Annotated in this window: 19 protein-coding genes and 1 pseudogene; 7 read left to right on the top strand and 13 right to left on the bottom strand. The window is 71.8% G+C overall.

Annotation, left to right across the window (positions count from 1 at the left end; all coding sequences use genetic code 11):
• Positions 1–96: 96 nt before the first annotated feature.
• Positions 97–1833 carry a GAF domain-containing protein gene (locus ABIA32_RS15990; RefSeq protein ID WP_370095440.1) on the top strand — a complete coding sequence of 579 codons (1737 nt, stop codon included), beginning with the start codon at positions 97–99 and terminating at the stop codon, positions 1831–1833.
• A 174-nt stretch (positions 1834–2007) separates the two neighbouring features.
• Here ABIA32_RS15990 and ABIA32_RS15985 read toward each other — a convergent pair whose 3' ends face one another.
• Positions 2008–3381: an aminotransferase class III-fold pyridoxal phosphate-dependent enzyme gene (locus ABIA32_RS15985; protein ID WP_370095439.1), complete on the bottom strand. Its 1374-nt coding sequence runs from the start codon at positions 3379–3381 to the stop codon at positions 2008–2010.
• 225 nt (positions 3382–3606) lie between these two features.
• Here ABIA32_RS15985 and ABIA32_RS15980 point away from each other — a divergent pair, with 225 nt between their 5' ends.
• Positions 3607–5133 (top strand): SpoIIE family protein phosphatase, encoded by a 1527-nt coding sequence (locus ABIA32_RS15980; RefSeq protein ID WP_370095436.1) that lies wholly within the window; start codon positions 3607–3609, stop codon positions 5131–5133.
• A 67-nt stretch (positions 5134–5200) separates the two neighbouring features.
• Here the strand turns inward: ABIA32_RS15980 and ABIA32_RS15975 are convergent.
• The 7 genes and pseudogenes from ABIA32_RS15975 to ABIA32_RS15945 form a co-directional block, all read right to left on the bottom strand.
• Positions 5201–5266 (bottom strand): annotated as a pseudogene (locus ABIA32_RS15975) (hypothetical protein); the annotation flags it as partial.
• 203 nt (positions 5267–5469) lie between these two features.
• Positions 5470–5817 (bottom strand): MmcQ/YjbR family DNA-binding protein, encoded by a 348-nt coding sequence (locus tag ABIA32_RS15970; protein ID WP_370095435.1) that lies wholly within the window; start codon positions 5815–5817, stop codon positions 5470–5472.
• A gap of 183 nt (positions 5818–6000) precedes the next feature.
• The gene (locus ABIA32_RS15965) at positions 6001–6273 is read right to left on the bottom strand and encodes a hypothetical protein (protein WP_370095432.1); all 273 of its coding nucleotides are present in this window, start codon (positions 6271–6273) and stop codon (positions 6001–6003) included.
• 135 nt (positions 6274–6408) lie between these two features.
• On the bottom strand, positions 6409–7209 hold the full coding sequence (locus tag ABIA32_RS15960; RefSeq protein WP_370095430.1) for a polysaccharide deacetylase family protein: 801 nt from the start codon (positions 7207–7209) through the stop codon (positions 6409–6411).
• Between the two features lie 401 nt (positions 7210–7610).
• Positions 7611–8921, bottom strand: a complete 1311-nt coding sequence (locus ABIA32_RS15955) for a glycosyltransferase family 2 protein (protein ID WP_370095428.1) — start codon at positions 8919–8921, stop codon at positions 7611–7613.
• A 621-nt stretch (positions 8922–9542) separates the two neighbouring features.
• Entirely contained in the window at positions 9543–11543 is a 2001-nt protein-coding gene (locus ABIA32_RS15950) for a putative bifunctional diguanylate cyclase/phosphodiesterase (RefSeq protein WP_370095425.1), read from the bottom strand.
• A gap of 80 nt (positions 11544–11623) precedes the next feature.
• Positions 11624–12430: an SAM-dependent methyltransferase gene (locus tag ABIA32_RS15945; RefSeq protein ID WP_370095422.1), complete on the bottom strand. Its 807-nt coding sequence runs from the start codon at positions 12428–12430 to the stop codon at positions 11624–11626.
• A gap of 129 nt (positions 12431–12559) precedes the next feature.
• Between ABIA32_RS15945 and ABIA32_RS15940 the strand changes: the two genes are divergently transcribed.
• The 4 genes from ABIA32_RS15940 (at position 12560) to ABIA32_RS15925 (ending at position 16392) form a co-directional block, all read left to right on the top strand.
• On the top strand, positions 12560–14620 hold the full coding sequence (locus ABIA32_RS15940) for a glycoside hydrolase family 15 protein (protein WP_370095419.1): 2061 nt from the start codon (positions 12560–12562) through the stop codon (positions 14618–14620).
• Between the two features lie 133 nt (positions 14621–14753).
• Complete coding sequence (locus tag ABIA32_RS15935) at positions 14754–14948, top strand: hypothetical protein (protein WP_370095417.1); 195 nt, start codon at positions 14754–14756, stop codon at positions 14946–14948.
• 58 nt (positions 14949–15006) lie between these two features.
• Complete coding sequence (locus tag ABIA32_RS15930) at positions 15007–15888, top strand: helix-turn-helix domain-containing protein (RefSeq protein WP_370095414.1); 882 nt, start codon at positions 15007–15009, stop codon at positions 15886–15888.
• A gap of 48 nt (positions 15889–15936) precedes the next feature.
• Positions 15937–16392 (top strand): hypothetical protein, encoded by a 456-nt coding sequence (locus ABIA32_RS15925; RefSeq protein ID WP_370095411.1) that lies wholly within the window; start codon positions 15937–15939, stop codon positions 16390–16392.
• Between the two features lie 227 nt (positions 16393–16619).
• Here ABIA32_RS15925 and ABIA32_RS15920 read toward each other — a convergent pair whose 3' ends face one another.
• The 5 genes from ABIA32_RS15920 to ABIA32_RS15900 all read right to left on the bottom strand — a co-directional run bounded on the left by ABIA32_RS15920 (position 16620) and on the right by ABIA32_RS15900 (position 19879).
• Positions 16620–17249, bottom strand: a complete 630-nt coding sequence (locus ABIA32_RS15920) for a TetR/AcrR family transcriptional regulator (RefSeq protein ID WP_370095409.1) — start codon at positions 17247–17249, stop codon at positions 16620–16622.
• A 127-nt stretch (positions 17250–17376) separates the two neighbouring features.
• The gene (locus ABIA32_RS15915) at positions 17377–17937 is read right to left on the bottom strand and encodes a Rieske (2Fe-2S) protein (RefSeq protein ID WP_370095407.1); all 561 of its coding nucleotides are present in this window, start codon (positions 17935–17937) and stop codon (positions 17377–17379) included.
• 60 nt (positions 17938–17997) lie between these two features.
• Positions 17998–18249: a hypothetical protein gene (locus ABIA32_RS15910; protein ID WP_370095404.1), complete on the bottom strand. Its 252-nt coding sequence runs from the start codon at positions 18247–18249 to the stop codon at positions 17998–18000.
• Between the two features lie 66 nt (positions 18250–18315).
• Positions 18316–19110, bottom strand: a complete 795-nt coding sequence (locus ABIA32_RS15905; RefSeq protein ID WP_370095403.1) for an inositol monophosphatase — start codon at positions 19108–19110, stop codon at positions 18316–18318.
• A gap of 25 nt (positions 19111–19135) precedes the next feature.
• Complete coding sequence (locus ABIA32_RS15900) at positions 19136–19879, bottom strand: TetR/AcrR family transcriptional regulator (protein ID WP_370095401.1); 744 nt, start codon at positions 19877–19879, stop codon at positions 19136–19138.
• A gap of 411 nt (positions 19880–20290) precedes the next feature.
• Between ABIA32_RS15900 and ABIA32_RS15895 the strand changes: the two genes are divergently transcribed.
• Positions 20291–21652, top strand: coding sequence for a hypothetical protein (locus ABIA32_RS15895; protein WP_370095400.1), 1362 nt, complete (start codon positions 20291–20293; stop codon positions 21650–21652).
• The last annotated feature ends 261 nt before the right edge of the window (positions 21653–21913 follow it).

Below are 21913 nucleotides of genomic sequence, written 5' to 3'. Positions count from 1 at the left end.
TATGGTCGCGCAGACGCCGCAGGCTCGATACCGTGGCTCTGACCGGGGAAAAGGTCGAAAAGCCAGTGGGGTGGAGGGCCTGTGCCGGAGGATTCGGTGTCGGAGTCGAGCAAGGGGTTGCCGGGGCTGCCCGAGCTACGGCTCGACCAGCTGCTGGAGGAGCTGCAGTCAAGGCTCGACCTGGCCCGCGGCACTCGGGACCGTGTGCACTCGCTGTTGGAGGCCGTGCTGTCGGTCGGCCGCGAGCTGGACCTGGACCAGGCGCTGCAGCAGATCGTCGAGTCGGCGACGACCCTGGTGGACGCGCGCTTCGGGGCGCTCGGGGTGATCGGTGAAGACCGGATGCTGGCGAAGTTCCTCACGGTGGGGCTGAGCGCCGAGCAGGTCGCGGAGATCGGGCCGTTCCCGACCGGGCACGGCATCCTGGGTGAGCTGATCAGGCACCCGGCACCGCTGCGCCTGCGCGACATCTCCGAGCACCCCGCCTCGGTCGGCTTCCCTGCCAACCATCCGCCGATGTACAGCTTCGTCGGGGTGCCGATCCGGGTGCGTGGCGAGGTCTTCGGCAACCTGTACCTCACCGAGAAGCGCGGCGGCGGCCAGTTCGACGCCGAGGACGAGTCGGTGCTGCAGACCCTCGCCGTCGCCGCCGGCGTCGCCATCGACAACGCGCGCCTGTACAGGGACGCGCGCCTGCGTGAGCGCTGGCTGCAGGCCAGCGGGGAGATCACCAGCAAGTTGCTCTCCGGGAGCTCCGAGGTGGACGTGCTCGGGGAACTGGTTGAGGCCTCGCTGGACATCCTGGAGGCGGACCTCGGCGTGATCGCACTCCCGCTGTCCACGGCCGAGGGCACCGAGCTGGCCGTCCAGCTCGCCGAGGGTCTGGACGCGGAGCTGCACCGTGGTCTGCTGCTGCCGCTGGAAGGGTCATTCATGGGCGCCGCCTTCACCGAGGCGCAGGCCGTCACCAGCACGGACGTCAGCAAGGACCCGCGGATCACCGCAGGCCCGCCGCGTTGGGAGGGGCTGGGGGCGGCCGTGGCGGTGCCGATGGGCCGGGCCGTGGGCGGTCCGCGCGGGGTGCTGATGCTCGCCCGCCGACAAGGTGCCTACCCCTTCGCGGCCGCCGACGCCATGCCGCTGCAGACTTTCGCCGACCAGGCGGCGGTCGCGCTGGAGCTGGCCGTACGTCGCCGCGAAGCCGAGCAACTGGTGATGCTGGAGGATCACGACCGGATCGCCCGTGACCTGCACGACCTGGCCATTCAGCGGATCTTCGCCACGGGTATGACGCTGCAGAGTGCCCAGCGCTTCGTCACCCACCCCCAGGCCGCCGAGCGCATCGCGCGGGCGGTGGACGACCTCGACGAGACCGTGAAGATCATCCGTACTTCGATCTTCGGCCTGCGTTCCCGCGGCTCCGCGCAGGAGGCGTCTGGGCTGCGCGCGCGGCTGGTGGACGTGGTGGGCCGGTTCATCCCCACGCTTGGCTTCACGCCCTCGCTGCGACTCGAAGGCCTGCTGGACACCGATGTCCCTCTCGACATCGCCGAGGACGTACTGGCCGTGCTGGAGGAGGCGCTGAGCAACGCCTCGCGGCACGCGGCCGCCCGAGCCATCGAGGTCTCCGCGAAGGTGACCGGCGGCGCGGCTCCCGAGGTCGTGCTGACCGTGACTGACAACGGCGTGGGGCTGTCCGCGGACGGCCGCCGCAGCGGACTGGTGAATCTGGAGGAGCGCGCCGCCAGAAGCGGCGGCACGCTCCTCGTCGAGCCCGGCTCCAGCGGTGGCACCCGCCTGGTCTGGCGCGTGCCGCTGCCGACGACGGTCTGACCCGACGACCGCCTGACCTTCGGGCCTACGGACCTGGTCCGCCTGCTTGACGAGCACCGGATCAGCGCGCTCCCGGTGCTGGACAGCCGGCGTCCCTGCTGCTCGGCCCGCTGATGGTTGGTCACCTGCGACAGATCGCCGGGCACCACGCGTGTGCGTGACGATCAGCTCATCTCAACGCGAGCACATCTCGTCCAGGAAGGCGTCGAGGACCCCGAGATAGACGTCGACGTCGGCGGCGTCGTGCGCGAAGCCCGCGTGGGGGCCGGACGAGGAAATGGCGTCCCACACACCCCGATTGGCGAAGAACACCCGACGAGTGTCGGTGAACAGCGGGTCGAAGCCGGCATGGGCCTCGTGCGCGTTCCGGGGCAGCTCGGGCAGCAGGCAGTAGCCGGAGCGAGCACCGAACCTGTGGGCCCGCCACTCCAGCCCGCGTTCCCGTGCGGCGGATTCGATGCCGTCCGACAGGCGCCCGCCGAGTCGTGCGATCCGGTGGTGCTCGGCCGGGGTCATCAACTCGGTCAGGACGACCTCGGCGCAGACGAGCGACAGGGCGTTGGCGAACAGCGTGCCACCCAGGGCGATTCCGACCGTCGCACCGGTTTCGTCCCCGAGATTCGACTCGACCAGCGAGGCCAGTTCACGGGTCATGCCCACGGTGCCGATGGGGATGCCGCCACCGATGCCCTTGCCGCCGGTGACCATGTCGGGCGAGATGCCGTAATGAGTGACCGTTCCTCCGTAGAGGTCGAACTGGGTGTGGGTCTCGTCCAACACCAGGAGCGTGCCGTACAGCGTGCACGCCTCGCGCAGTCCGTGCAGGAAGTCGGCGTCGGGCAGCACGGTCCCGCAGTTGGTCAGCACGCCCTCGGTCAGGACGGCTGCCGTCCTTTCCTTGCTCAGCACCCGCTCGACCGCATCGAGGTCGTTGAACTCCACCACCGCGAGATCACGCGGCGCCGCGCCCAGGCCGGTCGCCTCCGGCAGGAGCCAACCGGCCCCTGCGTCGGCCCAAAGGGTCTCCTGGAGCTGACCGTGGTACTTCCCACCGAACAGCAGAACGCCCTGGCGGCCGGTGGCCACCCGGGCAATCCTGAGGGCCTCGCTGTTGGCGGTCGTCGCGGAGAGGGTGAACTGCCACTGCGGAAGCCCGAAGCGCAGTCGCAGCTGCTCGCATACTCCCAGCGCCGGCTCGACCGGCAGGAAGCTCTGTACGGCGCGTGCGGCCTGCTCACCGATGACCTGGGCCAGCCGGGGGTGTGCGTAGCCGAGGACGGTCGACATGTCGCCGACGTTGAAGTCGAGGTAGCTGTTGCCGTCGACATCCGTGAACGTCGCTCCGTGGCCGTGGGAGACCCACACGGTCGGGGTCCGGTAGAAACCGGCCATCCAGGCCATGGGCACGCCGCTGGGCATGCACTCGCGTGCCTTCGCGCCGAGGGCCAGCGACTGCGGGACCCGTGCGCGGAAGTCCGCGTCCTCGCGTTGGCGGATCCGCTTCAGAGATTCGTATTGTTGTTCGGTCAGTCCGAGCGATGTGTCCATGAGTCAGCACCTCTCCATGGATTGGTGCCACGGCCCAGCCTAGTTCGAGTGCGCGGCAGTGCGTGGTGATGAGGGCTGGTCGACCGCAGCGGATCGTCGAGTTCTCGACTTCGGTCATGACGTGGTCAGAAACATTGAATACCTGACATAGCGGCATATGCGACCGCCGGTCGTGCTGGAATGACACCTTCCGGGGCCGGGGTGGGGTCGAGCAAAGGCGGCGCGGTGCGTACCACGACGGAGAAGACCTTCCGAGCGCTGCTGGAAGCAGCGCCCGACGCCATGGTGATCTGCGGCCGGGACGGGCTCATCGCTCTGGTCAACGCGCAGACCGAGGCGTTGTTCGGCTACGGGCGCGAGGAACTCCTCGGTCGGCCGGTCGAGGTGTTGGTGCCGGGCCGCTTCCGGGGAGCTCACGTCGGCCACCGGAGCGCCTACGTCGCCGACCGCAGGGTCCGGCCGATGGGCGCGGGCCTCGATCTGTTCGGGCTGCGCAAGAACGGGGAGGAATTCCCGGTCGAGATCAGCCTCAGCCCCTTGGAGACCGCCGAGGGCACGCTGCTCTCCGCCGCCATCCGCGACGTCAGCGACCGCAAGGCCACCGAAGCCGCGTTGGCGCGGCTCTACGAAGAGCAGCGGCACGTCGCGCTGACCCTCCAGCGCAGCCTGATGGGCTCGCCGCCGCCGGTGCCGGGCGTGCTCACCGCCGCCCGCTGGCTGCCCGCCAGGCAGGGCGCCGGCGTCGGCGGGGACTGGTTCGACCTGATCCCGCTGGGCGGCGGCCGGATCGGCATGCTGATCGGCGACGTGATGGGACGCGGCCTGGACGCGGCCGCCGTCATGGGCCAACTGCGTTCCGCCGCCCACGCCCTGGCCAAGACCGGGATGCCGCCCTGGCAGCTGATGCAGGCCCTGGACGCCGTGGTGGCCGAGCTCCCGGACCAGTTGGTCACCTGCTGCTACCTGACACTGGACGCCGACAGAGGCGAGCTGACGGTCTGCTCGGCAGGCCATCTGCCGGTGCTGCTGCTCGACCCGGAGGGCCTGGCCCGTCCGCTGCCGGTACCGGTCAGCGTCCCGCTGGGTGTGGGGGAGGTCCCGCACCACCAGGCGACCCTGCCGGTCGTCCCCGGCTCGGTACTCGCCCTCTACACCGACGGGCTGGTCGAGAGCCCTGGTACGGACCTCCAGCTCCAGATCGACTCGCTCGGCACCGCCCTGGAGAAGCTGGTCCCCACCGCGCCGACCCTCGACCGCGCGGCGGACGAGATTCTGGCGGCTCTTCTGCCCGGTCTCGACGACTACGCCGACGACGTCACCCTTCTGCTCGCCCGGATCCCCCCGCCCGCCCTGACGGTCCACTCGCCTGAGCTTCCGGGCGACGCCTCCGCTGCCAGTGTGGTGAGACGGTTCCTGCGCATGAGCCTGGCGGACTGGGGTTGCGCGCCGGACCTCATCGACCTCGCCGTTCTGCTGGCGTCGGAGCTCGTCGCCAACGCCGTCCGCCACGCTTGCGGTCCGATCGGGCTGAGGCTCCGGCTGGCGCACGGTGAACTCGGCCTCGAGGTCAGCGACGGTAGTCCGTTCCTCCCGCAGGCCCGGCGCGCGACGGCGGACGAGGAGTCGGGCCGGGGTCTGCAGCTGATCGACTCCCTGTCCGCCGCCTGGGGAACCCGTGCCACGACCACGGGCAAGGCCGTGTGGCTGGCCCTACCCTTCACCGGAGCCGTGGGCGGTTCCGACAGCCACTGACCTCCCCTTCGGGCCTCGCGTGTGCTGGCGGGTGGCCGATCCGGCGGAGTGAGCCGTGGGTCGGCGTTCAGCCGACCGGGACGACCGCGACGGGGCACCGCGCGTGCTGCACAACGGCCCGACTGACCGATCCGAGGCGGCGTTACGGGGCCCTCCGCCGAAGCCGTGGCCGTCACTCCGACGCCTCATCACAGGGGGTGCGTCGGCACGGAGTGGTGTTCCATGAATGGAAGGCTTGATTGCGGCCGGATCTTAGCGCTCCAGCGGCCGCTTGCAGCGGGGCGAATCCAGCTGATCGTGCGGAAGGATGTGCTCCTGCGTCCGCTTGACCTCCAGTCACCGGCTTTCCGGGCTGAAGTTCTCGACGAGCCGTTCGGGTGCGGCCTGCTTCCAGGAGTCCACCAGAATGTCGTACAGCTCGGCACTGCCTTCCAGAGCGCCGAGTCGCACACGTACCCAAGCGGAAGACGCCTCATGCGGCGGCACCCAGAACTTCCGTGGCTCCGCAGAGATCAACTCCGCCCGATCATGCTTCGGACACCGCACGGCGAATGACGTCTGGTCGTCGGGAACCGTGACGAACATCTTCCCGGCGACCCGAAACGTGGGCATGTTCCACGCCTCCTTTTCCACGGTCTCCGGGAGGGACAACGCGATACGGCGGACATCATCGGCATCGACCATGGTCGCCACCCTAGACGCGCAGGGTGGCCGCGTCGGCATCAGCCACCCGTTCGGGCCGTGGCCTCGGATCGGTGGCCGGGGCGTCAGAATGTCACCGTTCCCCAGCTGCTCGCTCCGGGCACGGCGGAACCGGGGACTATCTACCGGTGACAGCCGGCACTCCGGGCTTGGTGGCGCGTCGGGTCAGTCCAGCTCGGGGTAGTACCTGCGCTGGTACTCCGAGAGCTGGGAGGCCGCCAGATCGCCGCTGCCCCGGCAGATCGGGCAGACCTGCTCGTGGCCGCACAACTGGCAGCGGCCCCACGCGCCGGACCCCCACCCGCTGCCGCCGCACGCCGGACACCAGCCCAGGCCGTCGCACTCATAGCACAGGACGTAGCCCGGGGTGAGCGTCTCCGGCGTCCGGACCGGCTCCGGCCAAGGAGACGCGGAGCGCCCGCCCTGATCCTCGCTCATGTCACCACCCCCCGGTCGGCCAGTGTACGGCGGACCAGTCGGACAGGGGCATCCGGCTTCGTGCTCGTCGGGCTGTGAAGAGGTGACCGCCTCGCTCTTCGCGACGCTGAAACGCCCGCGAGCAGTGCCGCTGGTTCAGTGAGGCAGGCCGCGGCCGAACCTGGCCACCAACCGCCGGTAGACGCGCGAGCCGCGGATCGACAGCGATTCGGGGAACGGCGCGGTCGGCGCCCCGCGACCCTCCAACCAGGACTGGAAAACGGCCGGCGAGGTGTCCGCGCGGACCGTCAGCCTGGCGAGCCGCAGGGTGTCGTCGGAGGTCGAGCTCAACGCGTTACCCGTAGCGCAGGCGCAGTCCCAGTCGGCCCGTTGCACCCTCCTGCGCACGGCAGCGCCGTGATATCCGTGCGGGTACGCGTAGCAGGAGGCGCTGTGCCCGAGAGCGTCCTCCAGCTCCTGCTTGCACAGCACGATCTCCTCACAGAGGCGCTTGCCGGGCAGGGTGTCCAGCGCGGCGTGCGTGCGCGAGTGACCGCCGATCTCGACGCCGAGTGCGTCCAGCCCCGCGATCTGACGCCAGTTCAGCATGTCGGCCGGGGGCAGTAGGCTGCCGGTGGGCTGCCCGCCGGGCGGATGCACGGCCCCGGTGGTGACGAAGAGCGTCACCGGCATCTCGCGGGCGGCGAGCAGCGGGGCGACGGTCCAGTAGAAGTCCGCGAATCCGTCGTCGAAGGTCAGCACGGCCGCTCGGGGTGGCAGCGGTGTTCCGCCCCGGATCGCGGAGACCAGCCGCCGCAGCGGGACTACCGAGACGCCGACGTCCCTGAGGCGGTCCAGCTGTTCGACGAAGGCGCGCGGCGTCACTGTGAGCGGTGCGATCCAGTCCGGCGGGTCGTCCGTGACGGAGTGGTAGAGCAGGATCGGAACCGCGTTCATGGTCCGGCACCGCCCTGCGCGCCCACGTCGGCGCCCAGGACCCGGCAGGGGGCGCCCCCTTGAGCGGCCGCGTACTGGACCGTAGTACGTGGGCGATTCGGCAATCCTCCAGCTTTCGGCCGGGAGGTGCCCCCTGCGAGGTGCCGGGCGAGGCTCCACCGGCCTCCGGCCGGAGGCGCCCCCTGGGCTGGACGGAGAGACGCCCGCGCCGCAGCGCGGCGGCCTGCCCCGGGAGGGCCGCGGCGTTCCGGTTCCGCCTCGACTCCGGTGCCCGCAGGCGCGGCGGTCGCCCGCTCGGCACGCCCCGAGCCGGTCGGTCGAGGCCCCGGCCCCGGACGCGGCCGCGCCTGCGACCGTGACGGAAGCGCGTGCGGTCCGGTCGGCAGGCACGTCATGGCGGCTCACCCCCTCCGGCAGCGCAGCGCGCCACAGAGGTAGCCGAGCGGGCCGTAGGCCATGCCGCGCAGCTCGAGCCGGGTCAGCTGCGCCCCGTCGACGCCGAGCCCCAGCCCGAGTCCCGGCGCGCTCAGGGCGGCACTCGGCGCCGGCGAACGGCGCGAACGGCGGAGGGCCTGCCCGACGCCGCGCTGAGCCCCGCGCAGCAGCACCGGCAGCATCGTCGGCTCGTGGGCGACGGCCGCCGCGAGATAGGCGCCGAAACCGGCGCCGGAGCCGTAGGCCTGTGCCGGCAGGGCGTCGCGGGTACGCCGGGGGTGGTGCCAGACGAGTGCGTCGGGGGAGTAGGCCAGCGTGGCTCCGGCCACCAGGACCCGGAAGAAGGCGAGCAGGTCGTCGCCGCCCCGCGCGTGGGTGCCGGTGCCCGTGGCCGGGTCGAATCCGCCCAGCCGCCGCAGCAGTTCGGCCCGGAAGGCCATGTTCGCTCCCGTCCCGAAGTGGGCGCCGACGAACGGGAAGAGCGGACTGGCCGAGGGCTCGTCCAAGGACCAGCGACGGGGGGTGAAGCCCATCACCTGCCGCCGAGCCTCCAGCGCGGCCTGCACGGCGGTCTCCAGTTCGGCCGCCAGGACGAGACCGGTCACGCAGCCGAGGGTCGGGTCCGCTGCGAAGGCGGCTGCGAGGGCCCAGGGCCACCCGGGGTCGACCACGGCTGCGTCCTCGGTGAAGGCCACCAGCGGTCCGTGCGCGGCGGCCAGGCCGCGGTTGTGGGCGCGGGCCAGACCCGGCAGCGGTTCGCGCAGATAGCGCACCCGCGCCGGGTACCCGGTCAGCACCAACTCCCTGACCTCGTCGTCGCCGGGCGTGTTGTCCACCACCAGCACCTCGAGCCGCGGATAGCCGGTCCGCAGCAAGGAGTCCAGGCAGCGGCCGAGCGACTCGGGTCGGTTGTGCGTGGCGACGACCACGCTGATCCCCGGTGCCTCGCCGGCCTCGAGCGGGGCGGCCTCGCGCCGCGCGACCGGGGGATTGCTGACGGGGCGGAGTTCACGATGGGCGGCGGCGACCAGCGCGCGGCGGAGCCCGGCCGGATCGCCGGGTGCGCCGGTGGCCTGGACCAGTCCGAGCGGGTGTCCGTGCAGCCGCACCAGCGCCGACACGCGTCCGTACGGGACGACCGGCCCGAGGCCGCCCGGTGAGCGCAGCTCCTCCGGCCGGTCCAGTTCCAGCTCGACGACCCGGACGGGGGTGTAGCGCATTTCGCGTGCGGCGAGGCAGGGGCAGGCTGCTGCGGAGCGCCGGTCGTGGCCTCTCATCGGACTACCTCCATCCCCTCCACCGCCGCGTGGCCGGCCCGCCATTCGCGGGATCGTCCGGCGGGCAGGGTGCGCGGCACCCGGCGTCCTTCGGACATCGTGCAAAGCTGCGCGTGTCCGTTGCGGCGGGGAAGTCTACGGCGGGGGAGTGTGCGGCGCGGAAGTTCCGGGCCAGGGACCGCGACAGGGACCGCGACGACGCGCAGGTCCGAGCGGTGCGCGGGCCGGCACAGTGAGTCCCGGCGACGGGGTCGACAGCCGGGCTGACGGTGGCTCGGACTCGTGGTCCTTCGGCGCGCCGACCTGGGCGCGGCGCGGCGTTGCTCATCGGAGAAGGCCTCTCCGCAGGGGGAGGGTCGGCGCGCGGCGGCTCCGCCTCGCTCGGCGACGTGTGCGTCGGGCGCGGCTTTACGGCGCGGGTGCTCCCGCACAGGGAAGAATTGATCGCAACAGCGGCTGCCCCAGCCCTGACTCCTCGGCCCCACCCGAGTCTTGCCCCCGGCCACTGGTCGATCTGGACGCTTTGGCGTCGACCACCACGGCGGCAGTCGCAAGGACTGCCAGGAACCCATCATGGGAAGCCGGGGCTCCGAAAGTCAAGACTATTTGCCCAAGTTTTCACTAATTGCCGGATTTGCCAGGCTTGCTGGCACTCGCCAGGATCAGCGCGTCCAGTGCCTCCGGCGCGGCGGGCCGGCCGAAGTACCAGCCCTGCCCCCAGGCGCAGCCCAGGCGCCGCAGCCGTTCCGCGGTCTCCGGCGTCTCCACGCCTTCGGCGGTCAGGACGAGGCCGAGACTGTCCGCCAGTGAAACCAGGCCGCTGACGATCCGCCAGGCGACATCGTCCTCGCCCCGGTCGCCGGGGTCGACGATGAACGAGCTGGACAACTTGAGTCCGGCCAGTGGCAGGTCGCGCAGGTAGGCGAGGTTCGACCAGCCGGTGCCGAAGTCGTCGACGGCCAGGGTGACGCCCCGGTCGACCAGCCCCTGCAGCACCCGCAGGGACTCGTGCCCGGGGTCGAGCGCGGTGCCCTCGGTGAGCTCCAGCTGGAGCAGGGACGGTTCGAGTCCGGTGTCCGCGAGAATCCTGCCGACGTCGGTGAGCAGCCCCTTGCTGCGGGCCTGACGAGCCGTGATGTTGACGTTTACCTGGGGCGCGAGCGGGCCGAAACGGCGCTGCCAGTCGGCCGCCTGGGCGCAGGCCTGCTCCAGGATCCAGCGGCCGAGCGGCAGGATCAGGCCGGTCTCCTCGGCCGCGGCCACGAACTCGTCCGGCACCAGGACCCCGAGCAGCGGATGGCGCCAGCGCACCAGCGCTTCCACCGCTGCCAGCGAGCCGTCCGACAGTGCGCACAGCGGCTGGTACTCCAGGAAGAACTCCCCCCGTTCGAGTGCCAGCGGCATCCGCACGGTCACCGTGTAGCGGCTGACCGCCTCGGCGTTCGTCCGCGCGTCGTAGAGCGTCCAGCGATCGCCGCCCGCCTCCTTGGCGCGGTAAAGGGTGAGGTCCGCGGCGCGGACGGCCGCGCCGGGGGTGATCGTTCCGACCGGGCGCTCCAGCACGCCGACGCTCGCGCCCACGGCGAGCTGGTGCCCGTCGATCCGGATCGGCTCCTCCAGCGCGTCGAGGACCGTCCGTGCGGCGCTGACGGCGTCGTGCTCGCCCCGGCAGTGCTCCAGCAGCACCACGAACTCGTCGCCGCCCAGTCGGGCGACCAGGTGGCCCAGCGGGGTCAGCGCGGCGGAGAGCCGCGCCGCCACCTCGACCAGCAGCTGGTCGCCGGTGGCGTGGCCGAGGCTGTCATTGACGATCTTGAATCGGTCCAGGTCGATGTAGCAGAGGCCGAAGTGGGAGCCGGGCTCCGCGGTCGCGAACAGCTGCTCCAGCCGCTCGAAGAAGGTCGCCCGGTTCGGCAGGCCGGTCAGCGGGTCGTGGGTGGCCTGGTGGCGCAGCCGCTCCTGGAGCCGGTAGCGGTCGGTGATGTCCTCGAGCATGGCGACCTGGTAGCGCGGCTCCCCGTCCTCGTCCCTGATCAGCGAGCAGGTCAGGTGGGTCCAGACCACCTCGCCGTCCTGGCGGTAATACGGCTTGTCGCACTGGAAGCTCTCCCGCTTGCCGGCGATCAGATCCTCGTAGGCGCGCCAGACCTCGGGGCTGTCCTCCGGGTGGACGAGGTCGGTCACCTGCTGCCCCTGCAGGTCCTCCAGCCTGGCCCCGAACATCTCCAGCAGCGAGCGGTTGGCGGTCAGGATCTCGCCCTCGACGCTGCCCACGCCGATGCCGACCGCCGCGTGCTCGAACAGGGCCCGGAACCGCGCCTCGGAGGCGTGCAGTGCCTGCTCGGCCTCGCGACGCGCGATGTCCGCGGCGGCCCGAATCGCCTCCTGCTGGAACAGCGTGCGGTCGCGTAGCGCGGTGGCCCAGGCCGCTGCGAAGGCGCCGCTCAGATCCGGCTCCTGGGAACCTCCGGGCATGGCGCGGAGCAGCTGCACCGCGTGCGCCAGCAGGTCCGGATCGGTGAAGTGCGCGTTGACCAGCGCCGTGGCGGCCTGGTCGGCCCGGCCGGAGCGGATCATGGCGGCCGTCAGCGCGCCGAGGGCGGTGATCTTCCGCGGATGCAAGGAACTGCCATGGGCCTGGAGGAGTTCCGTCCAGCGCTCTGGGAAGGGAGTCTGGGGCTGATCTCCGGGCGGCGTTCCGGTCACGGCAATCGCCCGACGCCGACCAGTCCGGCCATCCGCTCCGGTGCCGGTCCGACCGCGTCCGGGCTGTCCGGCCGCCATTGGGTGAGGTAGACGATGCCCGGGTCCACCACGTCGAAGCCGTCGAAGAAGGCGGTGATCTCCTCACGGCCGCGCATCGTGAGCGGAGTGCGGGTGCGCAGGTAGATGTTCTGGTGCGGGCCCACCTGGTCCGGGCGGCCTTCGCGGCAGGCGTGGCAGAGCACCAGCGCGCTGCCCGGAGGCAGGGCGTCCCGCAGGTGCGCCACCAGGCGGTGCGGCTCGGCCTCGTCGGGAACGAAGTGCAGCACGGCTACCAGCAGCAGGGCCACCGGGGCCCCGCCGTCCAGCAGGGCGGCCACGTCCGGGCGGGCCAGCAGATCGTCCGGTTCGGTCAGGTCGGCCTGGACCACGAGGCTGAGCGGGTCCTCGGTCAGCATCGCCGCGCTGTGCGCGACGGCCACCGGATCGCGGTCGACGTAGACCACGCGCGCCTCGGGCTGCAGCTCGCGGGAGACCTCGTGGACCGGGCCGAGCGTCGGGATGCCGGAGCCGATGTCCAGGAACCGGGTGAAGCCCTCACCGGCCAGATACTGGACCGAGCGACGCAGAAAAGCGCGGTTCGCCCGCATGATCTGCGGGAGTTCCGGCCAGAGTTCCATGGCCTTGCGCGCCATCCTGCGGTCGGCCTCGAAGTTGTGACTGCCACCGAGGTAGTAGTCGTACACCCGGGCCGCATTGGGCACGTCGAGATCGATCCAGCTCGGTGACCATGTCTTGCGTCGCACGGTTCGCGCTCCTTCCGGCCGGGAGCGACATCCGGGGCTGTGAGGCACCATACTATGACAAAAGCCGCAAATTCGGACGACAAGCGCGGAGTTGTCGCAGTCGCGGAGCAACTTCGGTGGGACGGCACGATGGCTGGACGCATCGAGGACTACGCGCTAATCGGCGACCTGGGCACGGCGGCGCTGGTAGGCGCCGACGGATCGGTCGACTGGCTCTGCCTGCCGCGCTTCGACTCGCCCTCCTGCTTCGCCGCGCTGCTCGGCGAGGAACGCCACGGCCACTGGCGCCTCGCGCCTGCGTCCACCTTCTCACCGGCGCCCGGTCCCGCGCCGGCCTCCGCGCCCGCTCCCGCGCCGGCCTCCGCGCCCGGTCCCGCGCCGGCCTCCGCGCCCGGTTCCGCGCCGGCCTCCGCGCCCGCTCCCGCGTCAGGGCCCGCATCCGCCTCTGCGTCAGCGCGCGGGCCCGCCTTGTCGCCCACGTCCGCGCCCGCGCCCGCGTTCGCGTCCGGATCCGCTGACGCCGTCGTCGTCGGGCGGCGCTACGTGGGTGACACCCTGGTGCTGGAGACCCGCTGGCGGACGCCAGGGGGTGAGGTGCGGGTGGTCGACTTCATGCCGCACCGGGTGCGCGAGCCACGGCTGGTCCGGCTGGTGGAGGGGCTCTCGGGCAGCGTGGAGATGCGCGGTGAGCTACGGCTCCGCTTCCACTACGGCCGCGTGGTGCCCTGGGTGCGCCGCACCGGCCACCACCGCGTCGCCGTCGCCGGACCCGACGCCGTCTGGCTGAGCGTTCCCCTGGGCGTGCACACGTATGGTGCGGGGGCCGGGGCCGACGGCTGCACCCGCTCGGACTTCATCGTCACCGCCGGGCAGAGCGTCGCCTTCACGCTCGCCTGGCAGCCTTCGCACCTGACCACGATCGGCCGCTTCGACGCGGCGCAGAGCCTGCGGCAGACCCTCGCGGCGTGGGAGCGCTGGTCGGCGGGCTGCCGGTACCAGGGGCCTTGGAGGGCGCCGGTGCTGCGTTCGCTGCTGACGCTCAAGGCGCTCAGCTACGAGCCCACCGGCGGCATCGTCGCCGCGCCCACCACCTCGCTGCCCGAGTGGATCGGTGGTGAGCGCAACTGGGACTACCGCTACTGCTGGTTGCGCGACTCCAGCCTCACCCTGGCCGCGTTGCTCCGCGGCGGCTACCAGGAGGAGGCCGCGAGCTGGCGGCGCTGGCTGCTGCGTGCCATCGCGGGTGACCGGACCGGCGTGCAGGCGCTGTATGGGGTGGCGGGGGAGCGGGCTCTGGAGGAGTCGGTCGCCGAATGGCTGCCCGGCTATCGGGGCTCACGTCCGGTGCGGGTCGGCAACGCGGCGGTGCGGCAGGTGCAGCTGGACGTCTACGGCGAGGTGGCGGACACGCTCTGCCGCGCGCTGCGGGCCGGGATCCCGATGGAGCGCCAGGTCTGGAGCCTGTTTCGATCCCTGATGGCGGCGATGGCCAGCCGCTGGCGGGAGCCGGACGAGGGCCTGTGGGAGATGCGCGCCGGGCGGCGGCACTTCGTGCACTCCAAGGTCATGTGCTGGGTTGCCGCGGACCGCGCGGTGCGGATGGCCGAGCAGACCGGCCTGCCGGCCCCGCTCGCCGAGTGGCGCGCGCTGCGCGACGCGGTCCACGCGGACGTCTGCGCGCGCGGATACGACGCGGAGCGCGGCGCGTTCGTGCAGTACTACGGCGGCACCGGGCTGGACGCCTCCGCGCTGTTGCTGGCGCAGAGCGGCTTCCTGCCGGCGCAGGACCCGCGCGTGGTCCGCACCGTGGAGGCGATCAGTTCCGAGCTCGGTCCTGACGGTTTCGTCCGCCGCTACGGCCAGGGAGCCGAAGGCGATGGGCTGGACGGACCCGAGGGAGCGTTCCTGGCCTGCAACTTCTGGCTGGCCGAGGCGCTGGCGCGCGGCGGCAGCCCGGACCGGGCGGCAGAGGTCTTCGCCAGGACGGCGGCGGCCGGCGGCGAGCTCGGCCTGCTCAGCGAGCAGTGGGACCCGGCGACGGGCCTTCAGCTGGGCAACGCCCCACAGGCGTTCACCCACGTCGCGCTCGTCAACGCGGCCTTCGCGCTGGCCGACTCGGCAGCGCAGTCGGCAGCGAACCCGGCCGTGGGGGCCTCCCTGGCCGCCGCCGATGCGCCGTCAGGGGAGTGAGCGGCGCATTCGGAATGGCACGCGCCCCTGATGCACTGGGCGCGCCCTACAGTGTGTCATCGAGCTTGCGCGCTCTGTCATGAGAGTGCTAGCAATTGTCACTGAACGCACCTGCCTAGGGATCCCCCTGACCATGCGGCTCACCTTCCTCGGGACCACCTCCAACAACGGCAACTGCCCCACGCTCTACGCGACCGATCGGGGCACCCTGGTGGTCCAGGGCTACACGGTCACCGATCCGCACGCGCGGGACCAGCTGCGGGATCTGCTGCCGGGGGAGGACGTGGTCGAGATCCCGAGGGAGCTGCTGCTGCACTTCCTGGGTTGAGCCGCCCCGGCTGAGCGGCGGTTGCCGGGGGCGGCGGAGGGGCGGAGGGGGCGGTGGCGTGACGGACTTTCAGCGCGAGCGCGAAGCGCTGGGGGCGTGGCTGCACCGGCTGCGCCGCGACTCGGGGCTCAACGGCAAGGATCTCGCGCTGCGCCTCGGCTGGGCCGCGTCCAAGGTCTCCAGGATCGAGCACGGGAGGCAGACGCCGACCACGGCCGACCTCGCCGCCTGGGCGCAGGCCTGCGGCAGTCCGGAGGCGGCGGCCGAGCTGTCGGCCCGGCTGCAGGCACTCGACAGCCACTACGTCACCTGGCGCCGCTCGCTGCGCGCGGGCCACGCGCCGCGCCAGCGCGTCGGCATGGAGCTGGACCGGGGCACGTCGGTGCTGCGCGTCTTCGAGTCGGCCATGGTCCCCGGCCTGCTGCAGACCGCGGAGTACGCGCGCGCCCTGTTCACCTCGCTGGTCGCCCTGCAGGGCACCCCGGACGACGTCCCGCAGGCGGTCGAGGCCCGGATGGAGCGGCAGCGCAGCCTCTACCACCCCGGCCACGAGTTCCACTTCGTGCTCACCACGGCCGCGCTGCGGGCCAGGCTCTGCCCCGTCGAGGCGCACCGCGGCCAACTGGACCGGCTGCTCGCCGTCGCCTCACTGCCCGGGGTGCGCCTGGGCGTGATACCGGACGAGGCGCTGCTGCCGCTCTCCCCGCTGCACTCGTTCTGGATCTACGACGAGCGCCTGGTCCAGGTGGAGACCTGGACGGCGGAGGTCAACGTCACCGACGCCGCGGAGATCGCGCTCTACCTCCGCGTCTTCGAGCACTACGCCGCCGTCGCCCGGTACGGCGGGGGCGCCCGCCGGGTGCTGGCGACGGTGCTCGCCGAGCTGGGCGCGCCGGCTGATGCGGCGGTTCCGCCCCAGCTCAGCAGGGATTCGCAATAACGCGCAATCACCCTCCCGCTACGGACGGGTGGGATCTACCCTCCCCCTATGGCGGACAGCTCCCTGGCGATCGGCTGGCTGCTGCGCGCAGCGCCCGTCCCTGGCCTGACCTTGGCCGAGTGGGACGGCCGCCCGGACGGCAGCGCCGAACTCGCCGTTGGCGTGGTCTGGGACGCGGTGCGCGCCGATCTCGAACTCGGCATCGAGGCCCTCGACCGGCTCCGCCTGGCGGGCCGGGCGGGCCCGGCCCTGTGCGCGGTACGGGAGAACCTGGTCACCGTCCTGGTCCCGGTCGGCACCGCCCGTAGCTGGACTCCGCCCATCGCCGGCGTCACCGCCTTCGGCCGCGGCGAACCGCTGCGGGTGCCGGTCCCGCGGATCTCCTTCGGCCCCTACCACTGGCTCGTACCGCCGGACGGCAGCGGCTTCCTCACCGACCCCTGCTGGCTCCGCCGCGCGCTGCTGCGCGCCCAGGGCGTCTACGCCGCCGTGCAGGCGGGCTGAACTGTCCCGCAGCGCAGGCCCGCTGCCCACAGCCCGGCGCTGGTGCTGGTGCCTTTCCAGCGCGCGGAGAGCGGAGAGTCGGCCCTCGCGGGCTGACCGTCACGCGGGCCCTTGGGTGGACCGACCGCTCGCGGTCCTCGCGTCGTGGGTGCCGTGGTGCCGGTCCGCAGCGCCCTCGGCCGGTCTCTACGCCGTCCGCGCCGGACTGCGCGGCCACCTGGCGCGGCTCAGACCGCCACGGACTCCGCCGCGTAAGGGGCCAGGACCAGGCGGATGGCCTCCTCCAGGCGGGCGTAGGCGTCCGCGAGGGTGGTGCGGCCGGTGACCCAGCCGACGAGTTCGCTCTGCCACGCCGCGTCGATGATGTGCGGGACCACCAGCCGCGCCGCCGCAGGGAGCTCCGGCATCAGCGCGAGGAGCGAGGCGCGGCCGGTGCTCGCCATGGCGTCGACGACCTCGCTCGCGAAGGGGTCCGTCGAGATCGTCACGGAGACCAGCAGCCGCGCCAGGTTCGGCTGCCGCTGGAAGGCGCGCATGCCGCGGTGCACGAAGCGGACGACGCGGTCGCTGCCGTGCGAGGGCGGCACCGGGCCGCGCAGTTCCGCGGCGAGGTCGTCCATCAGCCTCGCGCGCCAGTCGGAGGCCGCCGCGGCGAGCAGATGGTCCTTGGAGGAGAAGTAGCGGTAGGTCGTGCCGAGGGCGACCCCCGAGCGTTCGCTGACCTGCTTCATCTGAAGTCTTTCGACACCGGCCTCGGAGACGAGCGCGAGGGCCGCGTCGATCAGGTGTTTCCGGCGTTCCAACTGGCGGGGAGACATGGTCTCGACCGGCCTGGGGGACAGGTCTACCTTGGACACCACGCCATGGTACCGGGAACCTTGTTGCACCGGTATGACGCCTCATCAGCTGATCCGACCGGCGAGGAACCGCGGAGCGGCCCCCGCCGGTGGAACAGCGTTCTCGACGCGTGCCCCGGGATCGGGCTCAGGCCAGCGATATCTGCCCACCGCTGACGGTGATCTTCTCCGGCGCGAGCGGGGCCGGCGCCGGGCCGTGCGCGACGCTGCCGTCGGTGATGTGGTACTGGCTCCCGTGGCACGGGCAGTTGATGGTGCCACCGGAAACGCTGGCCACGGTGCAGCCCATGTGCGTGCAGATAGCGGTGAAGCACTTGAAGTCGTTGGCCGTGGGCTGGGTGACCACGACCTTCTGCGTGGTGTAGACCTTGCCGCCGCCCACCGGCACGTCCGACACCGGCCCGAGCGCCGCGCCCTGCGCCGCGGGGCTCGAGGCCGCCGGGCCGGAGGGGCTGCCGCCGCCGGTGGCGGGGGCCGTGGTCGACGCGGGCGGGGTCGTCGTCGGGGCGGTCGCGCCGCCGCCACTGCTGCTCCCGCCGCTCCCGCCGCTCGAGCACGCGGCCAGCACCGCGGTCGCGCCTACGACGCCGACCCCGGCCAGCACGGTCCGGCGGGAGGCTGTGGGCTCGAAGGCGGAGGCGGCGTCGGAGTCGGTGTCGTGGTTGTCGTGCGTGGGCGCGGACGTCATGGCTACTCCCGAGGTTCGAGGGTCTGTCGGGAGTGGGTACGCATGGCGCCCGCATGGGGTTCACGCGTCGGTGATGTCAGTCAGACTGTCGGCCTCCGCGTCGAGTTGCCGCCGGGCGTACTCACTGAGGAAGGGGAGGAACGCCCCGCAGTCCCGGCACGCGCGGGCGAAGGACGCCTCGTAGGTCGGTCGGGCCTTGAAGAAGCCGCCCCGGGGGAATCGGAGTTGGATCCGGTCGTTCCACCGCTGGGTGGCGAGGTGGAGCTCGCCCAGGGGACTGAGGCGCTCCGATCCGCAGACGCTGCATCGCATTCGCGGGACGATACAGAGCGCCGAACCCGGTCCCGCCACCGGGTCCCCGCCGCGCGGACCGCCAGGTCAGGGCAGCAGCAGTCCGCGCACCCGAGCCCAGCAGTCCGCGTCCGCGGCTGCCAGCAGGCCGGTGCGCGCGTCGCCGGGACCGTAGCGGTCGCCGTCGGGGCGGCGGGCGTGGCCGCCGGCCTCCTCCAGCAGCAGCACGCCCGGCGCATGGTCCCAGGGGAGAGTGCGCTGGTAGAGGATGAAGTCGCGCTCGCCGCGCAGCAGGCGCGGGTAGTCGACGCCCGCGCAGCTCGCGCCGCGGCCGAGGGACGCGAAGCGCGGCGCGGTCGCGGCCACCCGCTCGCGTGCCGGCTCGTCGAGAAAGCGCGTCAGCGCGTCCCCGTGGAGTGCCGCCGGATCGGCGGGCGCCGGTGCGCGGCGCAGCCGCGTCCCGTCGCACCACGCCCCCGAGCCGCGTTCGGCGACGAAGGCCTCGCCGGTCTCGGGCCGCAGGATCCAGCCCGCGACCGTCTCGCCGTCGCGTACCAGCGCCGCCATCACGGCGTACTCGGGTCGTCCGGCGACGAAGTTGGCCGTGCCGTCGAGCGGGTCCACGACCCACACCGCAGGGGCCTCGCTCAGCGCGTCCGGCAGCGTCGGGTCGGCGTCCGTCGCCTCCTCGCCGACCACGGGCGCGTCCAGCAGTTCCCGCAGCCGACGGGTGATCAGGGCCTCGGCCTCCCGGTCCGCGACCGTGACGACCTCCCCCGGGGCCTTCTCGCTGACCTCACCCTCCCGAAGCGCCCGGAAGCGCGGCACGATGGCGATCTCGGCTGCCTCGCGCAGGATCAGGGTCACGTCGTCGATCCTCATGTCCGACACCATAGGTCGCCCGGGGTCACGATTCAGGGCGGGTCACGAAGCAGTCGAGCAACGCGTCCAGTCCCGCGGTCAACTTCGGCAGGCCGCCGCGGACGGCTAGCTTCGGGGTTACGGCGCGCAGTCTTGGAAACTCTCTGGCCGAGATGTGCTGGAGGCCCAGACGGAAAGCAGGATTGCTTTCGTCGGGAGCGTCCACCATGGCCTCCAGGTCGGTCAGGACGTAGCCGAGGATCCATGCGGTGATGGCCTGGTGCGCCGTGGCGGCGTCGCGGTCGCTGAGGCCGGCGTCGGCCAGCAGTGCCAGCACGCGCTCGTGGTTCCTGAGGACGACGGGTGACCGACGCGCGAGTGGTACGGCCAACATGCGCGTCGCCAGGAGCGGGACGGCGTTGGGGTGGGTTCGGGAGACCTGGTAGGTGGCGAAGGCGGTCCGATGAATTCCGTGGCGCCACTCGGGTCCAGAAGGGTGACGGGCCGGATCGGCGTCAGGCGCGTCAGTGGCGAGGAGTTGGGAAATCTCATCGTGCAGCGTTTCCACCAGGCCGTCGAGCAGGCCGTCCTTGCTGTTCGCGTACCGGTACAGGGCCATGGCCTCGACGTCGAGTTCGGCCGCCACTCGGCGCATGCTGAGTGCCGACAGGCCATCGCGGTCTACCACTTGAAGGGCTGTGTCCAGCACGCGCTCCCGGCTCAGCCTGCCGTACCTGCCCGTGTCTCCGGCCCTGCGGCCGGGGCCGGAGTAGGCCTCTTCTTCCGGCATGCCTCGCCTCCGAGATAAGGAATGAGTGGAGCGGTATACGCATACGGTAGAAAATTACATCGTAGACAGCCGAGAACACGGGACGGAGCGAACGGACAACTCGTATCGTCGGCCTAGTACTCTCGAGTAAGGGGCCGATCGCCTCGTGCGTTTCCAGCAGGGCCGGGTGTCCCAGTGATGAGGGCTTCTGATCGACGGCTTGCTCGCGTTTCCCTCGCGCGCCGAGGGAGGCCGGTCCGGCTTCTCGTTCTGATGACTGTTCTGGCGCTATGGGTCGCGTTCGTGGGCTCGGCGCCCGGGAACGGCAGCCATTCCAGTGGCGCGGCGGTCGGATGCACGGTTCCGGCTCCCGTCGCGTCCACCCCCGCGACGCGGTCGCTCGGACTGTCCGGCCTTTCCGGTCTTCGCCTGGTGAACTACTATCCCTCGACCGCGGCATGGACCCTCATGTGGACCGATTGGCAGCCCCGGCGGATCGGCACGGACTTCGCCGCGATTCGCGCGCTGGGAGCGAATGCCGTTCGACTCATCCTCCAGCCCTCAGCATTCGGGTTCCCGAAGCCTTCGGCCGCGCGGCTCTCCGAACTCCACGAGGCGGTCACGCTCGCATCGCAGCACGGCCTGGCCGTCCAGTTGACGCTCTTCGACTGGTGGCGGGGGTACCAGGACCTCGCCGGCAGCGACCAGTGGGCCCGATCCGTCCTGCTGCCCTACCGCGACTCCCGTGAGGTCGCCTTCGTCGAGGTCCAGAACGAGATCGCCCCCGACGACCCCCAGGCCGTGTCCTGGCTTCGGCACGAGCTCCCCTACGTCCAGGAGGTCGCGGGTTCCATCCCTGTCACCGTCTCGGTCAGCGGAGTGAATCCGTTGCAGCAACTCGCCGCGTTGCGCAGCGCCCTCGTCGCCACCCCTGCTGACTTCTACGACCTCCACTTCTACGGGAATCCGGCCGCGGCGCTGGCCACCTTCAAGGCAGCGCGCCTTCTCGTGGCACCAGCCCCCCTGTTCGTCGGCGAAACGGGTGCGTCGTCGGTGTCACCGGGCTCGGACAGCGGCGCGCGGACCCAGGACCTCTACCTGCGGACAGTCGAATGGGCAGCGCACGCCGCCGGTCTGCCACCTGCCGCTCCCTGGATCTTTCAGGACATCAAACCGACCGCCGTCCCGGCGGGCGCCGAGAACTCGTCCCAGCTCTTGTCGTACGGGCTGCTGGACGGGAACGGCAACCCCAAACCGGCCGCCGCCTCGATCCGCTCCGCCTTCCTCGGCGAGGGGACGGACATGGCTTTCAACAACGACATGACCGTCGGATCGAACGGTCTGCCGGCGGACTGGGTGGCGGCAGCCGCAGGTCAGGGGACGGTCTCCTGGGTTCCCCCTGCGGGGCGCGGCGCACAGGGTGCCGCCATGTTCAGTCGGACCCAGGGCACGCCCGACAGCACTCCCTCGCTGTCGGTGGCGCCGGTGCTCCAGCCGGCCGCGCCGGGTGAGCGGTTCCGCATGACCGCCAGGGCGCGGGGTCTCGAGGCATCAGGCGTCAATGACATCGCCATCGCCTGGTACAACCTGTGCGACCAGTATCTCGGCGAGGACGACTCAGCCGCGCTGCCGAGCGGAACATCGCAGTGGCGGACACTTTCGGTCGAGTCGACGGCTCCGCCTGGCGCCGCCTACGAGCGACTGATGCTGAAGTCGACCGGCAATGCCGGCTCTGTGTCGTTCGCGGACGTGGCTTTCGACCAGGTCGGCGCCGCGCCGCCGCTCCCGTCGTAGGCGGGCGACAGGCGGGGGAGATTCCCCGTTGACGAGGCGGGATCAGGGGGCCATGCTGAACGTATACGGGACAAACTTCAGCTGTAAACATGGCTGGCTGGTCGACAGCGCTGACGCACACGCGTCGGCCCTTCCCTGCGCGAGCGGTGGCCCGGCCGAATTCATCACGGGCTGACGGGCTCTGAATCCGTGCGATCGCCGGAGAGCCTCTCCCTCGCCCCTTGCTCTTGCACGAGAGTGCAGCCCGCGTCAGGCAACCGG

Source organism: Streptacidiphilus sp. MAP12-20 (assembly GCF_041262525.1).
Lineage (GTDB): Bacteria > Actinomycetota > Actinomycetes > Streptomycetales > Streptomycetaceae > Streptacidiphilus.
This window is presented reverse-complemented; position numbering and strand designations above follow the sequence as displayed.